This is a genomic window from Rhodococcus sp. 1163 (assembly GCF_002091985.1).
In the GTDB taxonomy this organism is placed as follows: domain Bacteria; phylum Actinomycetota; class Actinomycetes; order Mycobacteriales; family Mycobacteriaceae; genus Rhodococcoides.
In genome coordinates, this window is sequence record NZ_MKKX01000020.1 from 174,343 (window position 1) to 196,981 (window position 22,639).

A 22,639-nucleotide genomic window follows, 5' to 3' on the forward strand; every position below is an offset into this window, starting at 1 on the left:
AAAACCCCGAATGTGCGGAAGAGGCCGACGAGTCAGGTTACCGGCGAGTGCACCCGGACCCGAATCGGGAGTTGGTCCGATTCGTCGATCGCGATCACAGAGCAGAAGGTAATCATGTCAGTCGGCCTGCAGAACCAGTTTGCGTCCGGGATCGGCCGACAGTGGCACACTGTCTCGCTGAAGCATCCAGCTAGCGATGTTGTGGAAAAGCGGCGCGGCGGACTGACCACCGGATCCGTCCGCACTCCGGGACGGTGCGTCGAGCATGATTCCGATCACGTACCGCGGATCGTCGGCGGGCGCGATCCCCGCGAACGTGATCCAGTAGTTCGAGTTCGAGTAGCACTTGCACTCTGGGTCGACCTGCTGCGCCGTACCGGTCTTGCCGCTGATCTGGTAGCCGGGCACACCGGCCGCGACCCCGGTTCCCCGTTGATTACCGGTATCGTCCTGTGTGACGGAGCGAAACATGTCACGGACGGTCGAGGCCGTCTGCGGACTGACGACGTACACGCCCTCTGGCTGCTCGGTCTCGGCCGTATCTCCGCTCGGACCCGTCGTCGAACGAACGATTCGTGGTGGGATCCGCACCCCGTCATTGGCGATGGCCTGATACATGGCCGTCATCTGGAGCAGTGTCATGGACAAACCCTGTCCGATAGGAAGGTTGGCAAATGTGCCGCCCGACCATTGGTCACGGCTCGGGACGCTGCCAGCACTTTCGTACGGTAGACCGACATTGCTACGTTGCCCCAGACCGAAGCGGGACAACATGTCCGCGTATCGATCTTCACCGACACGCTGCGCAAGAATCAAAGTCCCGACATTGGAAGACTTCCCGAACACTCCCGTCGTCGTGTACGGAGCCACGCCGTGCTCCCACGCATCCTTGACCGAGACGCCGGACATGAAGATATTTCCAGGTACTTGCAGAACCTCATCCGGCGTTGTCAGACCATATTCGATCGCAGCTGCCGCAGTGATGATCTTGTTCACCGAACCGGGCTCGAAGGGGGTCGTGACCGGGAGATTGCCCATCTGCTTGTTCTTGTCGTTGTTGCCGACCCCGATACCTGGGTTGAAGGTGTTGTCGTTCGACATGGCGAGAACCTCACCGGTGCGCACATCCTGCACAAAAGCGGAAGCATCCTTCGCACCGGACAGATCCTTCGCCAACTGCACCTGCTGCTGCACGTAGTACTGAAGATCGGCGTCGATCGTCAACTCGACGCTCGAGCCGTTGACGGCGGGTTGCTTGTCACGCCAGCTACCAGGAATGACCGCGCCGTCGGACCCGCGGTCGTACGTTTGAGATCCGTCGGTTCCTGCGAGAGTGGAATCGAGCGAATCTTCCAGCCCCAGCAGACCGTGTCCGTCGTAACCCGTTGCCCCCACCATGTTCGCGGCGAGCGATCCACCCGGGTATTCGCGGATGTCCTGTCTTTCCAGTCCTACTTCTTCGAATTCCTTGCTGATCTTGGTTGCGACCGTCGAATCGACTCCACGCAAGAGGTAAGTGAATGTGTCGTTGCTCTTCAGCTTCGCGAGGATGTCCTTCTCGCTCGCAATGTCACCGAGTTCATCGTGAAGTCCGGCAGCAATGGCCTTCAGACGATCGTCGGTTCCGGGCTTGGTCGGATCCTTCGCTCGCGCCTCGTCCAATTCCTTCCGAACACGAACCGGCTGGAACGTCAGAGCTTTGGCCTCCATCGTGAACGCGATCGGCTTCCCGTTGCGATCAGTGATTGCGCCTCGGGTCGCAGGATCGACAAGCGTCGTCGTGCGTTGCGAAGCCGCCTCAGCCGACAACCGACTCCCATCGACCCCCATGATCCACAACAGCTGCAGCGCAACGAGTGCGAGCACACCGAACATCAGAACTCGACCGAACCCGCTCCGAAAACCGAAGGACGACGCGTCGAACCGTCCGCGGCGAGGGTGTCGAGGCGGCAGCGACGATCCTGAGGATCGAGTCGCGGGCCTCCTGGCGCCGTCTCGTGCGCCGACCCCCGGTGCTCGACGTGTCGACCGTGGACGTCCAGCTGTTCCGGTGGTCGGCCGTGTCACTGCCGGCTACCCGACGCGTTATCCGGCGACGGACTTTCCGACTGGGTACTCATGGGAACCAATTGTTCACCGAGAGCGCCGGCACGAGCGTCAATGGATGTGTTCGGCGTGGCGGGTGTTGGACGTGTGGGAGAAGAAGCCGAACGCGGAGTGACCGAGGGGGGCGACTGTGTAGGCGAAACACTCTGCGAATCCGGCGGATCAAGGGGCGCTACCGGCTTGCCTTCCGCTGGAGCCGGAGTCCCGATAACCTGCACGGAACCATCGGGCGCCACGACGAGACGTGCAACATTCCCCGCGGGTACCATCCCCATCTCAGCGGCACGCCTCGCGAGTTCTGGTGCAGAGTCAGCCAATTCGACGTCGCGTTGAAGCGAGGCACGTTCCTGAACGAGTCCCTCGTTGTACGCCTTGGCGTCGGAAAGGTCATAGGAATCCCCCGCCGACCGAGTCGTCAGAAGCAGCGTCAGACCGAGCCCGAGCGACAACAGTCCGATGATCAGAGCGACGAACGGAATCCGGGCCGTCATCGACGCCCCGGACAGAGATGAGCGAGCAGCGCCGTGACTGGTAGTCGTTGCGTCCCCGGAGTGCACCGTGGCTCGCTGCTGACGACGCTCGTAGGCACGCAGTGCAGCACCGGAGCGTGCAGCACCAGTCTCCGTCGAGGTCGCTCGTGTTCGACGCGTACGCCGAGTTCCTGCCGAACCCGCGGTGATTGTCATGCCGCTCTCCTTGCGATGCGCTCGGCTGCACGTAGGCGCACAGGCGCCGAACGCGGGTTGTCATCGATTTCTTCTTCCGAGGCGCGTTCGGCACCTCGGGTGAGCAGTGCGAACTCAGGACCCATCCCTGGGAGCTCAACAGGAAGACCCTCTGGGCTACGAGATTTGACCCGAGGAGCAAGCTCCTTCTTCACTACTCGATCCTCGAGCGACTGGTAGGACATGAACACCACTCGTCCGCCGATCGAGAGAGCATCCAGACCGGCAGGCACTGCCTTCTCCAGCGAATCGAGCTCACCGTTCACCTCGATGCGCAGAGCTTGAAAGGTGCGTTTGGCCGGATGCCCGCCCGTGCGGCGCGTAGCTGCCGGAATCGACTCGTAGAGAAGTTCCACCAGGGCACCGCTCGTGGTGAAGGGTGTGATCGCCCGACGACGAAGGATCGCCGATGCGATACGACCCGCGAACCGCTCTTCACCATAGGTACTGAGCACCCGCGCGATATCGCCATGACTGTAGGTATTGAGGATGTCCGCGGCCGTAATTCCCACCGTCGAGTCCATCCGCATGTCTAGAGGTGCGTCTATCGAATAGGCGAATCCACGATCGGCCTCGTCCAACTGCATGGAAGAAACACCAAGGTCGAAGAGAATGGCATGTACCGACTCGTACTCGGGAAGGCCTGCCTCTTCGAGCGCGGCACCGATTCCGTCGTACGTCGTATGTACGAACGTTGTCCTGTCGGAGAATTCCGATAGGCGCCGACTCGCGAGTTCGAGAGCGGCCGGATCCCGATCGAGACCGATCAGACGGACACCGGGATAGGTGCGCAAAAAGTGTTCGGAGTGGCCTCCGAGTCCGAGGGTGGCGTCGATCATGACGCTGCCTTCTCCACCGGGGCCCACTGCGGTCAACGCTGGACCCAGCAGTTCGTCGGCTCGGCCTAACCGAACCGGAATATGCTTGGCACGAGGGGTATTCGATGCATTGGATCCCTGCGACGGTCCTGCAGTATTTCCAGGGCCGCCAGGAGGGTTGTCCGGGGCGGGCGGCTGAGACTCGCCTTCCACAATGATTCCTCCCGGTCTTGCTTGGCGCACCTTGTGCTCGGCGAGCGGATCGAAGAGATGAACTGTGCCGAATGCTTCGAGGTCCCTGTCCGATAGGGATCCTGGCGTTGGGGAAGAACGTCAGGTTCCTGATCTGTGAAACCTGGCGTTGGGGAAGAACGTCAGGGTTCTGATCGGGCAGAGGCCTCGCGGCACTCGGCGGTGACTTGGTGGCGCTACATAACCCCTCCGAGGGATTCGTCGAAGGCGTCGGAGAAGCTCTGCTCGCTTTCCTCCGAGTAACGAGTCCAGGAATCTTTGTTCCAGATCTCGATGAACTCGATGGAACCGTTGACGACGACTTCGCGCCCAAGATTCGCGTAGCGCCGATGGTCGGCGCTGATCATGATCCGCCCCTGCCCGTCGAGTTGCTGCTCGTCGGTGCCGGCACCCAACTGCCTGATGTACGCACGTGCGACGGGATTCGACCGCGAGGCTTCGGTGAGCTTGCGAACCCGGTCGGCGAACTCCTCCGGGGTGTAGACAGCGAGGCTGTGATCCTGCCCTTTGCTCACCATCACACCTCCAGAAAGCGCTTCGCGGAACTTCGCCGGCAACGTCAACCGACCCTTGTCGTCGAGCTTTGGCGTGTAGGTACCGAGGAACACTCGACACCTCCTACCTCAACCCTTCGCTGTCCACCACTTTACCCCACTTCCCCCCACTATCAATCCCTGACGAGGATTGATTTGTAATCTTCTGCACAAAAGCGCAGCTCAAAGCAATGGAGGGCTGTGGGGAGGATTTATGTCATCGGCGCGCCTGGCTCGGATCCCGGGCTCTTCTAAGTGAGCAGAGACGCCGAAACCGCAGTTCGGATCCACATCCCGCGCACTACAGATCGCCGAGCGAGCGGCGGTGGGTCCAAGTGGGGATTCATCGGGTCGGCCTCGGCCACGCGGGGCGAAAGAGATGTGGACAGCAAAAAAGCGGCGCCCCATCTCTCGATGGAACACCGCTTTCGCGTTCTTCAGCATCGCGCGTTCTAGTGCCGCGCGTTCTGTGTCGTCAACCGCTGCGGGCGACGATCGAGTCCGTCAGACTGCGATCGCGCGCGCAGTGTTCACTCCTGCTCGAACCGCCGCCGGAACCGATCTTCCATGCGCGACGCGAAGCCTCCGCCTTTACGGGCAGGCTTGGACTTCTGCCCCGAGCTCCTCGGACCGGACCCGGAATTGGATCCGCTCACACTCGATGCGTCGCCGTCGGACGGCGTTGCAGCTTTGCGTGATCCGCCGAGAAGAAACAGCACGCCTGCCCCGAACATCAGGACGAAGCCGACGAGGCTTATCACAGGAAAACCGCCGGGCTTGAATGGCAGTGCCACCCCGGCGATCAGAAGAACAAGCCCCAACGCGAACAATGCGGCCGCTTGAAAACGGCGTTTGCTCGATGCCGTACGCATGCGTCCGCTTCGTACGTGCGAGGCGAATTTGGGATCCTCGGCGTAGAGAGCGCTCTCGATTTGATCGAGCATGCGCTGCTCGTGCTCGGAGAGTGGCACGGTACCTCCCCCTGAACAGAAATTGAAAGTCATTTCGGGTCCGAAACGACGGGAAGCTGACCTTGGCGGCTACCTACTGTCGATAATACGAGCAGAATCGCCTGCTTACCACCTACTCGCGATATGTGTTCCTGAGAATGTTCGAAGTTCCCCAGCCCAACGCCACAATCGACGCTTGGAAGTCGCTGATCTGCAGTAGCTGCGGCAGGCGCCAGATATCGACCAGCGAAGAACACCGCGCTCAAGCAGACATCGAGTGCGGACGGACTTCCTGTCTGTCGAGTCGCGAATCGGCTCCGATGTACTCCTCCACTACCTGAAGAAATCGACCTACTTCGCGGTAGAACTCGTCGGTGTCGTTCTCGTCGATCGACCGGCACAAGCCCGCCTGGACCGCGGCTCTGGTCGCCGAGAAGCCAGCGAAGTACTCGGCCCAGGAATCGAGCACAGGCGCCGCCTTGGCCATCAAGACCCAGGCACTTCGCGAGCGCGCTCGCGTCGCGGCGATCGGGGTCGCCTCCAGAACCGCTGCCGCGCCGCGCAGAGCCGCCATGTAGCACTCGAGAAACATCTCAGCGGCGTCCGCGGCGCCGACCGATGCAGACAGCAGAGCGTCCGCTCGGCCGAGCAACGCTCTCGCGCGAGGCGATACCGGCGGCCGTACGTCAACACGGAGAACTTTGGTAGCCATACTCGAACACCTCCCGTTCGATTCGCCTCACGCGGTCGTCCGATCTGGTACCTCGGATTCGGTGGCACGGATTAGGTACTACCGACACGCCCGGACAACGATGAAGCTCTAAGGTCGGAACCCGGCGAGTCTCGCTTCCCTCGAGCTCTTCGCCGGATCGCCGACATCGAACATTCGTTCGACATATTCAATATAACTGCGCCCACCGACAAGTAGTCAAGGAAAGGTTGAGAACAGTCGCTACCGATGCGGAAACGACCCCATATCTCGTCGACCTTTCCCCTCAGGAAATCCGTCGCCGCCTCCCCGAAGCCCTGGCCATTTACGTAGCGGCCATGGGCTACCCCCAGGGCACCGAGTATCACCGCGCTCCCATGTGGATCGAGCATCTGTCGCGGCCAGGCTGGCGGGGAGTCGGAGCAGTCCTCCCCACCCCCGACGCGCCCTTGGTCGCCGTGGCGTACGGCTATCACGGTGCCCGGAATCATTGGTGGCATCAGCAGGTGCGCGACGGGCTGCGCAGATCCGGGCACACCGGCGAATACATCGACGGAGTACTCGACGACTATTTCGAATTGACGGAGCTGCACGTCACACCGAGTGCTCAAGGCCACGGGCTCGGCGGCGCACTCACTCGCAGGCTGCTCCAGAATCGACCCGAAAAGAGTGTGCTGCTGTCCACCCCCGAGGTCGAGCAAGAGGACAACCGCGCCTGGAAGTTGTACCGGCGACTCGGATTCGAGGATGTGCTGCGCGACTTCACGTTCTCTGGCGATCGACGGCCGTTCGCCGTACTCGGTCACGCACTGCCGTTCGAATGAAGGACGACCTATAGCCTGGACCGGTGATCGACGCTGTGGTAGTCGGCTCCGGCCATAATGCTTTGACCTCGGCTTGCTATCTCGCTGCAGCTGGGCTGTCCGTCGAGGTGCTCGAACGAGACACGATCGCCGGCGGCGCGGTGTCGTCCGTGGAGCGATTCCCAGGACACCGTGTGGACCGCGGGTCGTCTGCGCACATCATGGTGCGTCATACCGGAGTAATCGAAGAACTCGATCTCGGCAGTTACGGCCTGCGCTACGCCGAGTGCGATCCGTGGGCTTTCGCTCCAGGAGCCCCGAACTCCAATGAGGAAGCGTTGGTCTTCCATCGCGACCTCGACCGAACATGCGAGTCGATCGCTCGGTCCTGCGGGACCGCCGACGCGATCGCCTATCGGCAGTTCGTTGCAGTGTGGGGACCACGAAGCGCGAGGACCATGCGGGCGTTCTCCTCCCCACCCACCGGCCCAGGGTTGCTTCGCTCCTTCTGGGGTCTCGACGCCCCCGACGGTGGAAGCGCATTGTCTCGAGAATTTCTCACGACCGGTGACGCTCTGCTCGATGCGTTGTTCACCAGTGAGCGCCTGAAAGCTGCGCTGGCGTGGTTCGGGGCGCAATCTGGACCACCTATGTCCGAGCCCGGCACTGCCCCCATGGTCGGCTTCGCGGCCTTGATGCACACACTTCCGCCCGGGCGTGCGATCGGTGGAAGTGGCGCACTCACCGAGGCCCTCGTTGCTCGGCTGACGGCGACGGGCGGGTCGGTTTCCCTCGGCGACGCGGTCGAGGCAGTGTCGCCGAGAGATGGGCAGTGGACGACCACGACATCTTCTGGACGATCGATCCGTAGCCGAATGGTCATCGCAGGCTGTCACATTCTGACGACTCTCGATCTTCTTGCGGCAGGCGGCCATGATCCTCGGGCGATCGAAGCCTGGCGCCGACACATTCGGGTCGGCCCCGGTATCGGGATGGCAGTCCGTCTCGCCACCGACTCGCTGCCACAGTATTCGAGCGCGGCGGCCGAGTCCGACGCGACAACGGGTCTACAGATGTTGGTTCGCGACCGTGCACATCTGCGTCTGGCCCATGGGTCTGCGTCTGCAGGTGAACTCCCACCGAGGCCTGCGGTACTCGGCATGTCGTTCACCGCGATCGATCCCACCGTTGCACCCGCAGGTCAACATCAGATTTCGCTGTGGTCACAGTGGCAGCCCCACACCCTGTCCGGAGGACGCCAGTGGCGAGAATCGGACCAGGTACGTGCCGACGATCTCGCCGAGCTCGAGGCGGACAGAATTGTCGCCGAACTCGAGTCCTACGCACCGGGCTTCAGTGCGTCCGTGCTCGACCGACATGTCCAGTCACCCGTCGATATCGAAAGGGAGCTCGGTTTGATCGGGGGAAACATCATGCACGTCGAGATGTCACTCGATCAGATGATGATGTGGCGACCGGTCCCCCAGCTCGCCGGATACCGAGTGCCTGGAGCTCCAGGAATGTATTTGACGGGTGCCTCTACTCACCCGGGTGGCGGAGTGTCCGCGGCGAGCGGGCGGAGTGCGGCCCGAATCGCCCTGGCCGACGCACGAGCCGGCAGACTCCGCCGCTGGATCGGGAACCGAAGACGATGAACAGGTTCGTCGTGGCACTCGCGGGTGCCGCAATAATGGCCCAGATTTCGTACCCCCTCGTGACCGGGTCGCGACGCGATGTCGTCACCGTCGCCGTCGTCGTCCTCCTCGCGTCGTGTGCGCTCGTACACGCCGCTGTGTCCCGCGGTATCGGTTGGGCTCTGATGCTGTTCGCGACTACTGCCGGGCTCGGCCTGATCGCCGAAATAGTAGGAACCGCAACGGGGTTCCCTTTTGGAAGCTATGGATATGCAACTGGTCGACTCGGCCCCGACATCGTGGGCGTGCCCGCGGTGGTCCCACTTGCGTGGACTGCCGGGTTCTATCCGATCTGGTGCGCGGTCTCCTATGTGTTGCAACGATCGTCGGCCTCCCCTGCGCGTCGAAGAATTCACCGCGTCGTGATCACCGCGGTCGGGATGGTCGGATGGGATCTCTACCTCGACACACAGATGGTGACCGATGGGCAGTGGACCTGGACGTCTCCGATCGCCGGACTACCCGGAATCCCCTCGATACCCGTGAGCAATTATCTGGGGTGGTTTGTCACGGCAGCCATCATGGCGCTGATCGTCGATACTCTGGGTCGCCGGTTCCAAGCTGACCGCACCACGCTGACACCGATTTCCGACACCGCTCCCCTGGTGCTGTTCACCTGGACGTGGCTCGGCTCGGCGCTTGCTCACGCCGCGCTTCTGACCGGACCCGAACTTCGATACTCGGCCGTCTACGGATTTTTCGCGATGGGGGTCGTCGGAGTTCCGCTCGCATGGACTTGGGCGACGTCAGGATGGGCGACGTCGAGATGGGCAACTTCGAGAAAACCGACCACCGAACCGCGAGGACGCACGCGGACTCGGTGACGTTCTTTCGGCTCCCTGGCGCAGACGGCGTCGTACGTCTGGCACGATGTCGAACGTGCAGTCGACATTCCGTGCAGGTACCCGTAACCGTCGAATTATGTCCGCCCTCGCATTAGCGCTGTTCGTAGCGCCGATGTTGGCCGGTTGCCTTCGGGTACAGGTGTCGATGGGTGTCTCTGCCGACGACCGCGTGTCGGGGCAGATCGTGGCCGCGACGATACCGACATCCGATACCGATACCGGCCCGGTGCTCACGCCTCCGTCTTCGCTCGCGAGCAAGATCCGTGTCGCGGAATACAAGCAGGACGGATACGTCGGCAGCCAAGCACGTTTCAGCGATCTCTCCTTCGGCGACCTTCAAACCCTCGGTTCCATGTCGGATCAAGCGACGGGGAGCTACCAGCTGGTGATGCAGCGAGCGGGCGACACCGTGACGCTCGAAGGCAAGGCGGATTTGCAGGCGGTCCCCAAGCAGGGCACCGATGTTCAGTTCACCATCGCGTTTCCCGCTCGAATCGGGACGACCAACGGCACCCGTGAAGGGGACAACATCATCACCTGGAAGTTGCCCGCGGGCGAGGTGACGAGCATGCGGGCCGAGGTCAACTATCCCGATCCCAACACCCGCAGTTTCGCGGGCTGGGCCGGCATCGTCGGGGGCGTCACTGTAGGCATCGCAGCGATCGTCGGAGCCATGGCCTGGGTGACCAGAAACCCTCCGGTGCGCCTCGTCGAGTCGAAGAAGTAGCGAATCGCTCATGACTACCGCCGGCCGAGTGATCGCCGGCATGGCTGCTGCCGGCGCGGTGCTATCGGTATCGACGGCGGCCATCTCGGTTTTCAACGCTGTCACAGTGCCTCGCCTGTCCCGCGCAACCGATTCCGACGTCCACGACTCGATCGTGGTCTGCGTTCCCGCCCGCAACGAACAAGACCAACTCCCCTTGCTCATTGCGGACCTCCGGGCTCAGCGTCGGTGCCGTGATCTTCGGATTCTGATACTCGACGACGGTTCGTCGGATGACACGCTTGCGGCAGCCCGAGCTGCTGCCGGCGACGACGGCCGAGTCAGTGTCGTCGAATCGTGTGCCGAGCCACCTCCTGGGTGGACGGGCAAGGCGGCAGCGTGCCGGACCCTTGCCGGTCTCGCGTTCGAGATGAACGATCATCTCGACGCGATCGTGTTCGTCGATGCCGACGTTCGTCTCACCGAGAACGCGATCGCAGCAGCAGCGTCGACACTGCGCCGCCACGACGCTGCATTGGTATGTCCATGGCCGAAGCAGATCAGCGGAAGCGTCGTCGAACATCTGGTACAACCGCTACTCGGCTTCTCGTGGATGTCGACGCTACCGATTCGACTCGCCAACGGTTCACTCCGTCCGTCGACTGCCGTCTCGTGCGGACAATTCATGATGTTCGACGCGGCTGCGTACCGCGACATCGGCGGGCACGAGGCGGTGGCAGCAAGCGTCACGGAGGATCTCGATATTGCTCGCGCATTGCGTCGCAGCGGACGGGGCACCATTCTCGTCTCGGGGGCCGGGCTGGTCGAATGCCGTATGTACGACGGCGTGAACGATCTACGCTCAGGATATTCGCGCTGGTTGTGGAACGCATTCGGCGGTACCGGGGGCTCGATCGCAGTGTTGTCCGTGGTTTCGGTGATGTACTTGCTTCCGGCCGTCGCAGCACTTGCGGGAGCGGGTGCGGTTCGACGGTGGGGTCGGATCGGCTACAGCGCAGGGGTGGTGTCGAGACTCGCTGCTGCGCAAGTCGAATCCGTAGACATGTCGTGCCGGCCAGGCAACGTAATACGCTGTGCTGTCGAGTCGAGCGCCCATCCGCTGTCCGTGGCGACCTATCTCTGGCTCACTATCGATTCGCATCGGTCGCACAGGCGCGGAAACCTGGTGTGGAAGCAGCGCCCACTGATCGCTGAGGAATGATCCCCGACGATCGAAGGCCGTCACCTAGAAGCCGACCTGCTGCAGGTCCAGATCACACGCGCGCTGCGCACAGTCCCAGATTGGTCAGCACTTCCCGCGTCGCACGTGCGAAGTTCAGAGTGATGAAGTGCAGTGCCGGCGCGCCCTCGGCAATGAGACGCTCGCACATCGACGTCGCCAATTCGATTCCGACTTCGCGAACCGCAGCTCGGTCTTCTTCGGCACCGGTCCCGGCCGCTCTGGTGAAGCGATCGTCGATATCGCTGGGAAGCGCCGAACCCGACAGGGACAGAGCCCGACGGACCGTACGGAGCGAGGTGATCGGCATGATCTCGGGAATGATGGGCTTGCACGCCTGCTCGGGGTCGAACGCCGCAACGCGATCGCGCAGCCGCAGATAGTCTTCGACGTCGAAGAACATCTGCGTTATCGAGTATTCGGCCCCGGCGCGAAGTTTGTTCACCAGGACAAGGGTGTCCTGTTCGAGATCGACTGCCCGGTAGTGCCCCTCGGGGAACGACGCGACGCCGACGTGAAAATCCCCGAGCTCTCGAACGAGGGTGACGAGCTCCTCTGCATATTCGACACCCTGGGGGTGCTTTGTCCAATCGCCGAGCGGATCACCCGGGGGATCGCCGCGCAGCACCAGAATGTTGGAGATCCCACGGTCTGCGTAAGCGCCGACCATCGATCGAAGTTCGTCGATACTGTGAGACACCGCGGTCAGGTGCGCCACCGGCAGCAGCGTCGTGTTTTCGGAGATCTCTCCCGTTACTCGGACGGTACGGTCTCGGGTCGAACCGCCTGCGCCGTAGGTCATGGACACGAATGCCGGCTGCATCTGCTCGAATTCGCGGACAGCACGCCACAGCCTCGCTTCCGCGGCCTCGTCCCGCGGTGGAGAAAACTCGACCGAAAATGGAATCTTCGACTCCGTCGATGCCCGTAGACGATCGACTATCGATGGGGTTCGGGTGACCCACCCCTCACTCGACCGCCCCCTGACGGCATCTGATGTCACGGGCACATCATAGTTTCGTCGGAAACTTCGGTGACAGGAGGCTCACGATAGAGGGATCGATCAGCGGTGACGGCTAGTGTGAAAGTGATACATCCCCACCCCGCACTCGACTGGAGGATCCCCTGTCCAGAGACTCGACTCTTCCCGCGCCCCGTCGAACGAGTGACCCCGACCCAGCCCTACGAGAAGCGATCACCGCGCCGGTTGCACTCGTCGAGTCCGCGTTGGCCGAGTTCTTCCATTCCCGACGCGACCAGGTGGCCCGGGTCGGCGGCGGTTACCGTTCTGCCGTCGCAGACCTCGAAGCCTTCGTATTGCGTGGTGGAAAGCGAATCCGGCCCTCGTTCGGCTGGATGGCCTGGCTCGGAGCAGGCGGCGATCACCGCAGCCCGCAGGCCGCGTCTGTGCTCCGCGCCTGCGCATCTCTGGAATTGATACAAGCGTGCGCGCTCATTCACGACGACATCATCGACGCTTCGCTCACCCGCCGCGGCTTTCCCACAGTGCACGTCGGTTTCACCGAGAGGCATCGTGCGGCGGGCTGGTCCGGCTCCTCCGAGCGCTTCGGTGAATCTGCCGCGATCCTGCTGGGCGATCTGGCCTTGTGCTGGGCCGACGACATGCTTCGAGAATCCGGAATCGGACACGACGCGATGGGGCGAGTGTCTCCGGTGTGGTCGGCTATGCGCACCGAAGTGCTCGGCGGTCAGTTGCTCGACATCGAAGCCGAAGCCGGTCTCGATGAATCCGTAGAGGCAGCGATGCAAGTCAATCGCTACAAAACCGCGGCTTATACCGTCGAACGCCCGCTCCAGCTGGGTGCCGTGTTGGCCGGGGCACCGGAGAGCCTCGTCGACGCATATCGATCCTTCGGCACCGACATCGGCCTCGCCTTCCAGCTTCGTGACGACCTCCTCGGCGTCTTCGGCGATCCTGCAGTCACCGGCAAGCCATCCGGCGACGACATCCGAGAAGGCAAACGCACAGTCCTGATGGCAGTGGCCTTACAGCTCGCCGACCGAGACAGGCCGGAGGCGGGATCACTGCTCAGGTCGAGCCTCGGAGTCGTGGATCTGCCCGAGGACACTATCGAGAACATCCGTACGGTGCTGATCGAACTGGGAGCAGTCGCGGATGTCGAACGCCGAATATCGGAACTGACGAACCGCGCACTCGACACGCTGAAGACGAGTGCGGTCGAACCGCACGCCGCCGCGCAATTACGCGCAATGTCCATAGCCGCCACGCAGCGCACCTACTAGATCGGTAGAGAACATTGTCTCAGCAGCCACGCAACCGAAATCGCCTCCGGACCGTACCGGGCCCAGTCGAGACCGTCGTGGTGGTCGGCGCGGGACTTGCGGGGTTGTCTGCTGCTCTGCATCTCGCCGGCGCAGGCAAAAAGGTGATCGTCTTGGAACGCGAAGATTCGGTCGGGGGCCGAGTGGGGACCTATACGGTCCGCGACACCGACGGGAGTCGTCTCTACGACATCGACAATGGTGCGAGTGTCCTGACGATGCCCAACCTCATCGAGAACGCGTTGGCGGCAGTCGGTGAGTCCTTCGAATCGACAACGCCTGCGATACAGCTGAGCGCGCTGTCTCCGAGCTACCACTCCCGCTACGCCGATGGCACCGCTATCGACGTGTTTGCCGATCCGAGCGCGATGGCGGCAGAGGTCGAGCGCACGTGCGGATCGACGGAAGCGGCAGGCTATCTCCGACTACGACAGTGGCTCGCCTCCATCTTCGAGGCCGAGTTCGACCGGTTCATCGACTCCAACTTCGATTCGCCGCTCGATCTGGTGTCCTCGAGAGCGGCACTCCGAGACACGGCCACCCTCACCAGACTCGGTGGCTTCGGTCGACTCGGACCCCGCGTCGAATCGTTCCTGAAAGACGAGCGACTTCGACGGGTGTTCACTTTCCAGGCACTCTATGCAGGAATGGCTCCGGCGAAGGCTCTGGCTGTCTACGGCGCAATTGCACATATGGATACCTCGCTCGGCGTCTACTTCCCGGTCGGCGGGATGTCCACGATCGCCGCGTCGATGGCCGATGCACTTTCCCGGAACGGCGGTTCGGTTCGCACCGGCGCAGAAGTATCGGCTCTGATAGTCGCCGGTGGTCGAGTCACCGGCGTCGAGACTGCGGACGGCGAAACCTACGAGTGCGACGCCGTGGTTCTGACACCGGATCTACCTGTAGTGGACGCACTGCTGGATCGAGCAGGAGTTACCTCCAAGGGAAGATCACGCGGCTACGGTGTCGTGTCACCCTCGGCGGTCGTCTTCCACGGCACCGTCCCGATCTCGTCCACCGAATCGTGGCCGAGTAGGTCACATCACACGATCGATTTCGGAGCCCAGTGGGCGAGCACGTTCCAACGAATCACCGCGCGCAGTGGACGCGGAAAGCTGATGGAGGATCCGTCCCTGCTCATCACCCGTCCGGGGGTCAGCGACCCATCACTACAGATGGTCCGTGACGGTGTGCAGTGCGAACCGGTGTCGATACTGGCGCCGTGCCCGAACCTCGACGGTGCGCCGTTGGACTGGGCCCCGTTGGCTATGCCGTATGTGCGCGAATTGCAGAGCGAACTGGAACGACGTGGCTACCGGGGTCTCACCGCAGATATGACGATCGACCATGTCGACACTCCGCAGACGTGGGCCGATAAAGGAATGCTGCACGGCAGTCCGTTCTCCTCGGCACACGTGTTCAGGCAGACGGGCCCGTTCCGACGGAAGAATCTCGTGGCAGGGCTCGACAATGTGGTGTTGGCCGGGTCGGGAACCACCCCGGGTGTCGGAGTGCCCACGGTTCTCGTTTCAGGCAAACTTGCGGCGGAACGCATCCTGGGAACCACAGCCGACGCGTCGGCTGGATCGGCCGTAGTTCGGAGCACAGCCGCCGACGCTCTAAACTGACTCCGGTCCAGCGCGGATTCAGCGTTCGCACCCGCCATACCAGCAATTTCGTCCCCGAGAGGAGCGTGACCCGACTTATGTCTTCGGTCTCGTCGAGTTCCACCGCCTCGGGTACCGCGGGAGAAGATCCCGCAGCAACTGAGCAATCTTCAGCCGACACGGTCCGTGTCGGCACCGGACTGCATACTTCTCGCCTTCGGACGGTGATGCTGTTCCTGCGGAGTCCAGAAGGACACTCGGCTCTCCTCGGGTTGGTCGGTTCCGTGCTCATCACGTTCGGTGGATTCGGTGCAGGCAGCGTGCGAAGACGCGATCCACTGCTCGAGTCGATGCATCTGTCTTGGCTTCGATTCGGCCACGGCCTCGTCCTGTCGAGCATCATCGTCTGGATCGGCGTCCTGCTGATGATCATCGCGTGGGTCCGTCTGGGACGTGCCACACTCGGCGGTCGCACCACCTTGGGCGAGCTCCGCTGGATCGTCCCCGCCTGGACAGCCCCTCTTCTTTTCGCAGTCCCGATGTTCAGCCGAGACGCATTTTCCTACCTCGCGCAAGGCGCCCTTCTGCGTGACGGATTCGACCCCTATGGCGTTGGGCCCGTAGCCAACCCAGGCATTCTCCTGGACAACGTCAGTAACGTCTGGACCACGACGACCGCTCCTTATGGGCCGCTGTTTCTCCTCCTCGGTCAGGCGATCACCAGCATCACCGGTGACAACGTCATTGCCGGCACGATGCTGCTCCGCATCACGATGCTCCCTGGTCTGGCATTGATGGTGTGGGCTGTCCCGCGACTCGCCCGGCACCTCGGCGGCTCGGCACCGCTGGCTCTGTGGTTGGCGGTACTCAATCCTCTCGTTCTGGTCCACTTGATCGGTGGTGTCCACAACGAGCTGCTGATGGTCGGCTTGATGACCGCCGGCATCGTGCTGGTTCTCGAGCGGCATCACGTCGGTGGTGTTGCACTTGTCGCCTTGGCCGTTGCCATCAAGGCCACGGCAGGTCTTGCATTGCCGTTCATGGTGTGGATCTGGATGATTCACGAGCGCGAGCGGGCGATCCAGGAGAATCGGACACCGCTGTCACCGATCGCTGCATTCGCAAAGACTGCAGGCATCGGTGCCGGTGTCTTTGCAGCAGTCTTCGTCATCACCTCCGCCATCGCCGGCGTTGGAATAGGTTGGCTCACCGCACTGTCCGGTTCCGCGAAGATCATCAATTGGCTGTCGCTGCCTACGATTCTGGCTCATCTCACCACGGTCAGCACGTCATGGTTCCTCGATGTTCGCCTCGGGCCTGTACTCGACGTGACTCGCATGCTGTGCGCCATCGCCCTTGCTGTCATCATCGTCGGTACCTGGTGGCTGTACCGCAAGACCGAGCGTGACGCCGTCAAAGGAATCGTCATCGCGCTGGTTGCGATCGTTGTGCTCTCCCCTGCCGCACTGCCCTGGTATTACTCGTGGCCGCTGGCGCTTGCAGCTGGTTTCGCACTGTCGACACGAACCCTGATGATCCTTGTCGGTCTATCGACGTGGCTGATGCTCGTCTTCAGGCCCGACGGATCGATCGGCCTCTACACGTTCGCTCACGTCGTGCTCGCAACGTTCGCAGCCGTCGTGGCAGGGCTTTCACTCACCCGAGTCGACCCCCTGCGGCTGCGTGCCGGACACACCGACCACACACCCACGATCGAATCGGACACTCCAGCCGAGAACACCGAAGTGAGCAAAGCGGACCATGGGTGAACTAGACGCTATCGACCCGGCCCTGCACGACGCATATCGCCTGTGCCGTGACCTGAACGCGCAGCACGGAAAGACGTATTTCCTCGCAACGCGCCTGCTTCCCAGCGACAAGCGGGCAGGAGTGCACGCGCTGTACGGCTTTGCTCGAATGGTCGACGATATCGTCGATGTGGACGTGAACTCGGCCGATGTCGAGCTCGAGGCGTCCACCGCTGCTCCGATCGGGACCACGGTGTCACAATCCGATCGCGATGCCGCCGCCAAACTCGACGTCCTCGAACAGCGGGTCCGCAACGCTCTCGGCGGCGCCGTCTTGGGATCGAGCCGATCGGACAGAGTGCTACAAGCGTTGGCGGACACCACAGCTCGATATTCCATCCCGCACGAGTACTATTTTGCGTTTCTCCACTCCATGCGCATGGACATCCCAGGCACACCGATGTTCAAGTCCCGCTACCGGACGATGGCCGAGCTGAACGAATACATGTACGGCTCCGCCGCAGTCATCGGTCTGGAGATGCTTCCGATCCTCGGCACCTCGACGAACATCGCCGACGCAGTAGGCCCTGCCGCAGCTCTCGGGGAAGCTTTCCAGCTGACGAACTTCATTCGCGACATGGGCGAGGATCTCGACCGCGACCGGATCTACCTTCCGACAGACGAACTGGAAGCATTCGGCGTCGACGAGGAGCTACTGCGAGCGTGTCGGCAATCAGGGCGAACCGACGCCCGAATAGATCGAGCGTTGGCCCACCTGATCGCGCACACCCGGGCGGTCTACCGGGACGCAGAACCCGGAATCGACATGTTGGCACCCTCCGTCCAGCCAGGAATGCGCACGGCCTTGCTGCTGTACGGAGGGATCCTTCGTGAAGTCGAAGACGGCGGCTACCGGGTGCTCATCGAACGCGCCCGGGTTCCGCAATGGCGTCGAGTATCGGTTGCGGCGCCGAGATTGGCCGCCACCGGATGGACCATGGTTCGCGAAAGGGCACGGCTCAGAAGGCCATCGCTTGAGCGCGCCTGATGACCTCTCGCATCAAATCCCCGTGCAGTGCTTCGGCGGGAGTTCCGGGAAGACTCGGGTCCTCCTCGAACAGCCACTTCAAAATTTCCTCGTCCTGATACCCGCCGTCGTGCAATACCGCCAGGAGCCCGGGCAGACCTTTGACGATCTGACCGCCACGGGCGTCGAGAAACACTTCGGGGACACCGGGAACCCTGTTCCGCTTGACTGCGAGGAGCTGGCGGTCGCGGAGCATCTGCTCGACTCTGGCCTTCGGCACTTCGAGAACCTTGCTGACATCCGCCAGCTGCAGCAGGGAGACGGACGGGTCGAGGACATCGTCGGAATAAGGGATTGTGCTCACTCCGGTAACGTTAACGGGTTCGAGCTCGTATACGAAAAGCACTGCTGCGGGACTGGCGCCCGCAGAGAATCCCGCTAGGCGACACGTCGTGCGGCGAGACAGTGTCGATATCTACGCTGTTTATCATCGATTCCGTCTTGAAGAAAAGTGAAATGAGGTGCTCCACGGTGATGACCGGAGGGTCCGTGTCGGTAGGTTCGTTGCTGGACCGGCGCTACCGAATCGACGCACCGATCGCCCGCGGTGGCATGTCGACGGTGTACCGAGCGCTCGATACACGCTTGGATCGGCCGGTGGCGGTGAAGATAATGGATCCCGCGTTCGCCGCGGATCCTCAGTTCGTCGCACGCTTCGAGTTCGAGGCACGAGCGGTTGCCAGGCTGACCAATCCAGGCCTCGTCGCCGTCTACGACCACGGACGCGACGGCGAGTTCGCATTTCTCGTCATGGAGTTGGTCGAAGGTGGAACGCTGCGCGAATTGCTCCGTGAACGCGGCCCGATGCCCCCGCATGCCGCGGCTGCCGTCGTACGGCCGGTGCTCGAGGCGCTCGGAACAGCGCATCGCGCCGGACTCGTCCACCGCGACGTCAAGCCCGAGAACATCCTCATCTCGGACTCCGGTGACGTCAAGATCGCCGACTTCGGGCTCGTTCGAGCCGTCGCAGCGTCGAACACGACGTCCAGCAGTGTCATTCTCGGCACTGCGGCCTACTTGTCCCCCGAGCAGGTGACCACCGGTTCGGCCAATGCCGGCAGCGACGTCTTCGGTGTCGGGGTGGTGCTATTCGAGCTACTGACCGGCCGAACGCCTTTCACTGGAGACACCTCGCTCTCCATCGCCTACCAACGCATCGACAACGACGTCCCCCGCCCCAGCGAGATCATCGCCGGAGTACCCGAAGAATTCGACGATCTGGTCCGCCACGCCACGGTCCGCGATCCGGCGGGCCGATTCCAGAACGCCGACGAGATGGCCCGCGCGTTGGCCGGCGTCTGCGCACGGCTCGAACTGCCTTCGTATCGGGTTCCGGCACCCAGGCGCTCTGCCGAACACAGCAGCGCAGCCGCGATGGGCGCTCCGACCACATTCGCCGGCGCGCGTCACGAGCCGCAGGCCCCTGCCACGGAGGTAGTAGCCCTCCCGCTGGCCGACGGTGTCCACCACACCCGCGTCCAGACGGCCCCGACGTCGAGGCCGGAGTACGACTACGAAGACACCCCGCAGCCCGCCGCGGTAGGCCGTCGCCACTACCAGTTTCCGGATTTCGACGCGGATAGGCACCGGTCACGAAGAACGATCGTCATCTGGCTCACCATCGTGGCGTTGCTGGCGGTGCTGGTCGGGTTCGGCGGTTGGTGGATGGGTTCCGGACGGTACACCTCGGTACCCGTCGTGGAGGGATTGGACATCGCGGCCGCCGCGAACACGCTCGAATCCGCGGGATTGACGAGCACCACTCGCAGCACGTATTCCGACAGTGCGCCGCTCGACACCCTCATCGGAACAGATCCAGGCTCCGGCTCACGCGTCACCAAGGGGGAGGAAGTTTTCCTGCTCGTCTCCCTCGGCGCGCCGACCGTTCCCGACGTCGCTCCGAACACCGCCGTCGGCGATATCGAGCGCCAGCTCCGCGATCGCACCTTCGTGCCTGTCGACGGAGGCGAAACGTTCAGCACCACCGCGCCGGTCGGTGCCGTCGCGGCGCTCGATCCCTCGCCCGGCACCGTCCTGTCGGTCGGTGACACCGTCAAGGTATTGCGATCGAAAGGCGCTCCCCCAGTGACGATTCCGGACGTCGCCGGCAAGTCTGCGGAGGAGGCAACTGCCGAGCTGGCCACCGTCGGTATATCCGTCTCGGCGACCCAGTTGGCCTTCGACAAGTCGACCGACGGCGGGAAGGTAATTGCCACCGACCCGGCGATCGGGGGAACCGTCAACGCCGGCAGCACGGTGATCCTGAAGGTATCCAATGCGATCACCGTGCCGTCGCTACTCGGACGCTCGGTGGGATCTGCTCGGGGCACGCTCGAACGGCTCGAACTCGGCGTCCAGGTTCGGCAAGTAGTCGACACCGACGGGTCGCTGGTCATCACCCAGAACCCGAGCCCAGGGTCCAGAGTGGCCCCGGGCTCGTCGGTGTCCGTCGTCTCCCTCCCCTGACCACACCGCGAGCTGATCACACAGTGATCATGGAGACGCTCGAGCGAGGGCTCAGCCGCGCAACATCTCCGCAACCAGGAACGCGAGCTCGAGCGACTGCTGCGTGTTCAGCCGGGGATCACATGCTGTCTCGTAACGACCGGAGAGGTCGAGGTCGGAGATATCCTGTGCACCACCGAGGCATTCGGTCACGTCGTCACCGGTCAGTTCGACGTGAATACCGCCTGGATGTGTGCCGAGACCGTTGTGGATCTCGAAGAATCCTTGGACCTCGTCGACGATCCTGTCGAAGTGACGTGTCTTGTATCCGGTCGACGCCTCGTGAGTGTTGCCATGCATCGGATCGCACTGCCAGATGACCTGGTGCCCTGTTGCTTGCACCTTCTCGATGATCGGGGGCAGCAAATCCCGCACTTTGCCGTTGCCCATGCGCGAAATGAGAGTCAGCCGTCCCGGCTTGTTCGTGGGGTCGAGTCGTTCGACGTATTCCACGGCCATCTCGGGGGTAGTGCTCGGCCCGATCTTCAAGCCGATTGGGTTCGAGATGAGTTCGGCCAGTGCGATGTGGGCACCGTCGAGTTGCCGCGTGCGATCGCCGATCCACAAGAAATGTGCCGACAGGTCGTAGAGCTTGGGGTGATCGTCGGTGTTGTCGAGCCGCAGCATCGCGCGCTCGTAGTCGAGCACCAGTGCTTCGTGACTCGCATAGATCTGCGCGGTGTGCAGGTTCGGGTCTTTGACGCCGCACGCATCCATGAAGCGCAGGCCTCGATCGATCTCGCCTGCGAGGGCTTCATAGCGCGCACCTGCAGGCGAATTGGCGACGAATTCACGGTTCCAGTCGTGGACCTTGTGCAGATCCGCCATTCCGGCACCGGTCAACGCTCGCACGAGGTTCATCGCAGCACTTGCGTTTGCGTACGCACGGACCAGTCGCGATGGGTCGTGGCCTCGCACTGCCTCGTCGGCTACCAACGAGTTCACCATGTCTCCGCGGTAGGACAGCAGTCCGAGTGCGTCGGTATTGGCCGACCGCGGCTTTGCGTACTGCCCCGCAATTCGCGCCACCTTGACCACGGGCATACTCGCGCCGTAGGTAAGAACCACGGCCATCTGCAAAAGCGTGCGGATATTGCCCTTGATATGCGGTTCGGTGTTGTCTGCGAAAGTCTCCGCGCAGTCGCCACCCTGCAACAAGAATGCCTCACCACGCGCGACGGCGGCAAGCTTGTCCGACAACGCCTCGACCTCGCCCGCAACCGTGATCGGTGGGACGCTCTCGAGGACCTTGCGCATGTCGGCTGCCTGCTCCGGGTCCCACTGCGGCTGCTGCGCCGCGGGCTTGGCCAGCGCGTCGTCCAACTGAGAGCGCAACGTCGGAGACAACGGAGGAAGTTCGGGCAAGCGGTCGATGGGTACGTCGACAGTCCAGTTCACATGCCTAGGATATTCGCTGGCGCCAGCGTGGTCTCCGACGGGTTGTCCCATCGGACCGCTGGGAACACATATCCGGCCCGAATCAGGCCGACGCGGCCTCGATAGCGATGAACTTCGCCAGGTTGTGCCGCGCGTCGGCGAGTGCGTCGTGGGCGTCATCGGGGACCGCAGGCAACGCCGGGCTGCCCCGATCCTCCCAATGCTGCCGGAGTTCGCGGCTGAATCTCGGCAGCGACCTCGGCAGTTCGGTCATCGATCCCCAGAGTTGGCACAATGCGACGTGGTCGTACGCAGCCACCCAGGCCCACAACTCCACCTCGGCACCCGGGTACGGCAACAGGAACTCGAGCAGTTCGTCGCGAATTCGGGACCTGCCCATCCACAGCGGCGACGAGTACGGTGGCAGCTTGGGCAGGACGTTTCGCCGGACCCATTTGCCGGCGCGGGAGGGATCGAACTCGGAGGAGACTGCATAGAACTCGCGGCCGTCCTCGGAGACCACAGCGATCGAGACGAGCTCGATTGTGCGACCATCCTCGATGAACTCGGTGTCGTAGAAGTAGCGCACGCAGGACACACTAGCCCCGGCGGTTGCGCCGACAAAGA

The 22,639-nt window shown here is 62.8% G+C and carries 20 protein-coding genes; 10 read left to right on the forward strand and 10 right to left on the reverse strand.

Annotated elements, in window-relative coordinates; genetic code table 11:
- Positions 1 to 117: 117 nt before the first annotated feature.
- From BJD99_RS09740 to BJD99_RS09765, 6 genes are all read right to left on the reverse strand, one after another.
- On the reverse strand, positions 118 to 1,953 hold the full coding sequence (locus BJD99_RS09740) for a penicillin-binding protein 2 (protein ID WP_084346770.1): 1,836 nt from the start codon (positions 1,951 to 1,953) through the stop codon (positions 118 to 120).
- A 110-nt stretch (positions 1,954 to 2,063) separates the two neighbouring features.
- Entirely contained in the window at positions 2,064 to 2,792 is a 729-nt protein-coding gene (locus BJD99_RS09745; protein ID WP_256895578.1) for a hypothetical protein, read from the reverse strand.
- The gene (gene rsmH, locus BJD99_RS09750; protein WP_256895599.1) at positions 2,789 to 3,751 is read right to left on the reverse strand and encodes a 16S rRNA (cytosine(1402)-N(4))-methyltransferase RsmH; all 963 of its coding nucleotides are present in this window, start codon (positions 3,749 to 3,751) and stop codon (positions 2,789 to 2,791) included. The genes BJD99_RS09745 and rsmH overlap by 4 nt, the downstream gene beginning before the upstream one ends.
- 326 nt (positions 3,752 to 4,077) lie before the next feature.
- Positions 4,078 to 4,509 (reverse strand): division/cell wall cluster transcriptional repressor MraZ, encoded by a 432-nt coding sequence (gene mraZ / locus BJD99_RS09755; RefSeq protein ID WP_084346616.1) that lies wholly within the window; start codon positions 4,507 to 4,509, stop codon positions 4,078 to 4,080.
- Positions 4,510 to 4,964: 455 nt separating this feature from the next.
- Positions 4,965 to 5,405 (reverse strand): DUF3040 domain-containing protein, encoded by a 441-nt coding sequence (locus BJD99_RS09760; RefSeq protein ID WP_084346617.1) that lies wholly within the window; start codon positions 5,403 to 5,405, stop codon positions 4,965 to 4,967.
- A 241-nt stretch (positions 5,406 to 5,646) separates the two neighbouring features.
- Positions 5,647 to 6,096, reverse strand: a complete 450-nt coding sequence (locus BJD99_RS09765; protein ID WP_084346618.1) for an SAV_6107 family HEPN domain-containing protein — start codon at positions 6,094 to 6,096, stop codon at positions 5,647 to 5,649.
- A gap of 227 nt (positions 6,097 to 6,323) precedes the next feature.
- On the opposite strand from BJD99_RS09765, the gene BJD99_RS09770 reads away from it, so the two are divergent.
- The 5 genes from BJD99_RS09770 (at position 6,324) to BJD99_RS09790 (ending at position 11,363) form a co-directional block, all read left to right on the forward strand.
- Positions 6,324 to 6,917, forward strand: a complete 594-nt coding sequence (locus tag BJD99_RS09770) for an N-acetyltransferase (protein ID WP_084346619.1) — start codon at positions 6,324 to 6,326, stop codon at positions 6,915 to 6,917.
- A 23-nt stretch (positions 6,918 to 6,940) separates the two neighbouring features.
- Positions 6,941 to 8,551: an NAD(P)/FAD-dependent oxidoreductase gene (locus BJD99_RS09775; RefSeq protein WP_084346620.1), complete on the forward strand. Its 1,611-nt coding sequence runs from the start codon at positions 6,941 to 6,943 to the stop codon at positions 8,549 to 8,551.
- Positions 8,548 to 9,414: a carotenoid biosynthesis protein gene (locus BJD99_RS09780; protein WP_084346621.1), complete on the forward strand. Its 867-nt coding sequence runs from the start codon at positions 8,548 to 8,550 to the stop codon at positions 9,412 to 9,414. Before BJD99_RS09775 ends, BJD99_RS09780 begins: the two co-directional genes overlap by 4 nt.
- 97 nt (positions 9,415 to 9,511) lie before the next feature.
- The gene (locus BJD99_RS09785; RefSeq protein ID WP_256895579.1) at positions 9,512 to 10,162 is read left to right on the forward strand and encodes a DUF3153 domain-containing protein; all 651 of its coding nucleotides are present in this window, start codon (positions 9,512 to 9,514) and stop codon (positions 10,160 to 10,162) included.
- A 10-nt stretch (positions 10,163 to 10,172) separates the two neighbouring features.
- The gene (locus BJD99_RS09790) at positions 10,173 to 11,363 is read left to right on the forward strand and encodes a glycosyltransferase family 2 protein (RefSeq protein ID WP_084346622.1); all 1,191 of its coding nucleotides are present in this window, start codon (positions 10,173 to 10,175) and stop codon (positions 11,361 to 11,363) included.
- A gap of 52 nt (positions 11,364 to 11,415) precedes the next feature.
- On the opposite strand, the gene metF is transcribed toward BJD99_RS09790, so the two are convergent.
- Positions 11,416 to 12,384, reverse strand: a complete 969-nt coding sequence (gene metF / locus BJD99_RS09795) for a methylenetetrahydrofolate reductase [NAD(P)H] (protein ID WP_084346774.1) — start codon at positions 12,382 to 12,384, stop codon at positions 11,416 to 11,418.
- Positions 12,385 to 12,575: 191 nt separating this feature from the next.
- On the opposite strand from metF, the gene BJD99_RS09800 reads away from it, so the two are divergent.
- The 4 genes from BJD99_RS09800 to BJD99_RS09815 all read left to right on the forward strand — a co-directional run bounded on the left by BJD99_RS09800 (position 12,576) and on the right by BJD99_RS09815 (position 18,091).
- Positions 12,576 to 13,646, forward strand: coding sequence for a polyprenyl synthetase family protein (locus tag BJD99_RS09800; RefSeq protein WP_256895600.1), 1,071 nt, complete (start codon positions 12,576 to 12,578; stop codon positions 13,644 to 13,646).
- A gap of 80 nt (positions 13,647 to 13,726) precedes the next feature.
- Entirely contained in the window at positions 13,727 to 15,316 is a 1,590-nt protein-coding gene (gene crtI, locus BJD99_RS09805; protein WP_084346624.1) for a phytoene desaturase family protein, read from the forward strand.
- 206 nt (positions 15,317 to 15,522) lie between these two features.
- The gene (locus BJD99_RS09810; RefSeq protein WP_256895601.1) at positions 15,523 to 17,064 is read left to right on the forward strand and encodes an alpha-(1->6)-mannopyranosyltransferase A; all 1,542 of its coding nucleotides are present in this window, start codon (positions 15,523 to 15,525) and stop codon (positions 17,062 to 17,064) included.
- Complete coding sequence (locus tag BJD99_RS09815; protein WP_084346626.1) at positions 17,057 to 18,091, forward strand: phytoene/squalene synthase family protein; 1,035 nt, start codon at positions 17,057 to 17,059, stop codon at positions 18,089 to 18,091. The genes BJD99_RS09810 and BJD99_RS09815 overlap by 8 nt, the downstream gene beginning before the upstream one ends.
- On the opposite strand, the gene BJD99_RS09820 is transcribed toward BJD99_RS09815, so the two are convergent.
- A complete protein-coding gene (locus BJD99_RS09820) occupies positions 18,063 to 18,434 on the reverse strand; it encodes an Rv2175c family DNA-binding protein (protein ID WP_084346627.1) in 372 nt (123 codons plus the stop codon). The genes BJD99_RS09815 and BJD99_RS09820 overlap by 29 nt on opposite strands.
- A 170-nt stretch (positions 18,435 to 18,604) precedes the next feature.
- On the opposite strand from BJD99_RS09820, the gene pknB reads away from it, so the two are divergent.
- The gene (gene pknB, locus BJD99_RS09825; RefSeq protein WP_084346775.1) at positions 18,605 to 20,596 is read left to right on the forward strand and encodes a Stk1 family PASTA domain-containing Ser/Thr kinase; all 1,992 of its coding nucleotides are present in this window, start codon (positions 18,605 to 18,607) and stop codon (positions 20,594 to 20,596) included.
- Positions 20,597 to 20,647: 51 nt separating this feature from the next.
- Here the strand turns inward: pknB and BJD99_RS09830 are convergent, their stop codons facing one another.
- Positions 20,648 to 22,033 carry a class II 3-deoxy-7-phosphoheptulonate synthase gene (locus BJD99_RS09830; protein ID WP_084346628.1) on the reverse strand — a complete coding sequence of 462 codons (1,386 nt, stop codon included), beginning with the start codon at positions 22,031 to 22,033 and terminating at the stop codon, positions 20,648 to 20,650.
- An 82-nt stretch (positions 22,034 to 22,115) separates the two neighbouring features.
- Positions 22,116 to 22,601, reverse strand: a complete 486-nt coding sequence (locus BJD99_RS09835; RefSeq protein ID WP_084346629.1) for a polyadenylate-specific 3'-exoribonuclease AS — start codon at positions 22,599 to 22,601, stop codon at positions 22,116 to 22,118.
- Positions 22,602 to 22,639: the final 38 nt, after the last annotated feature.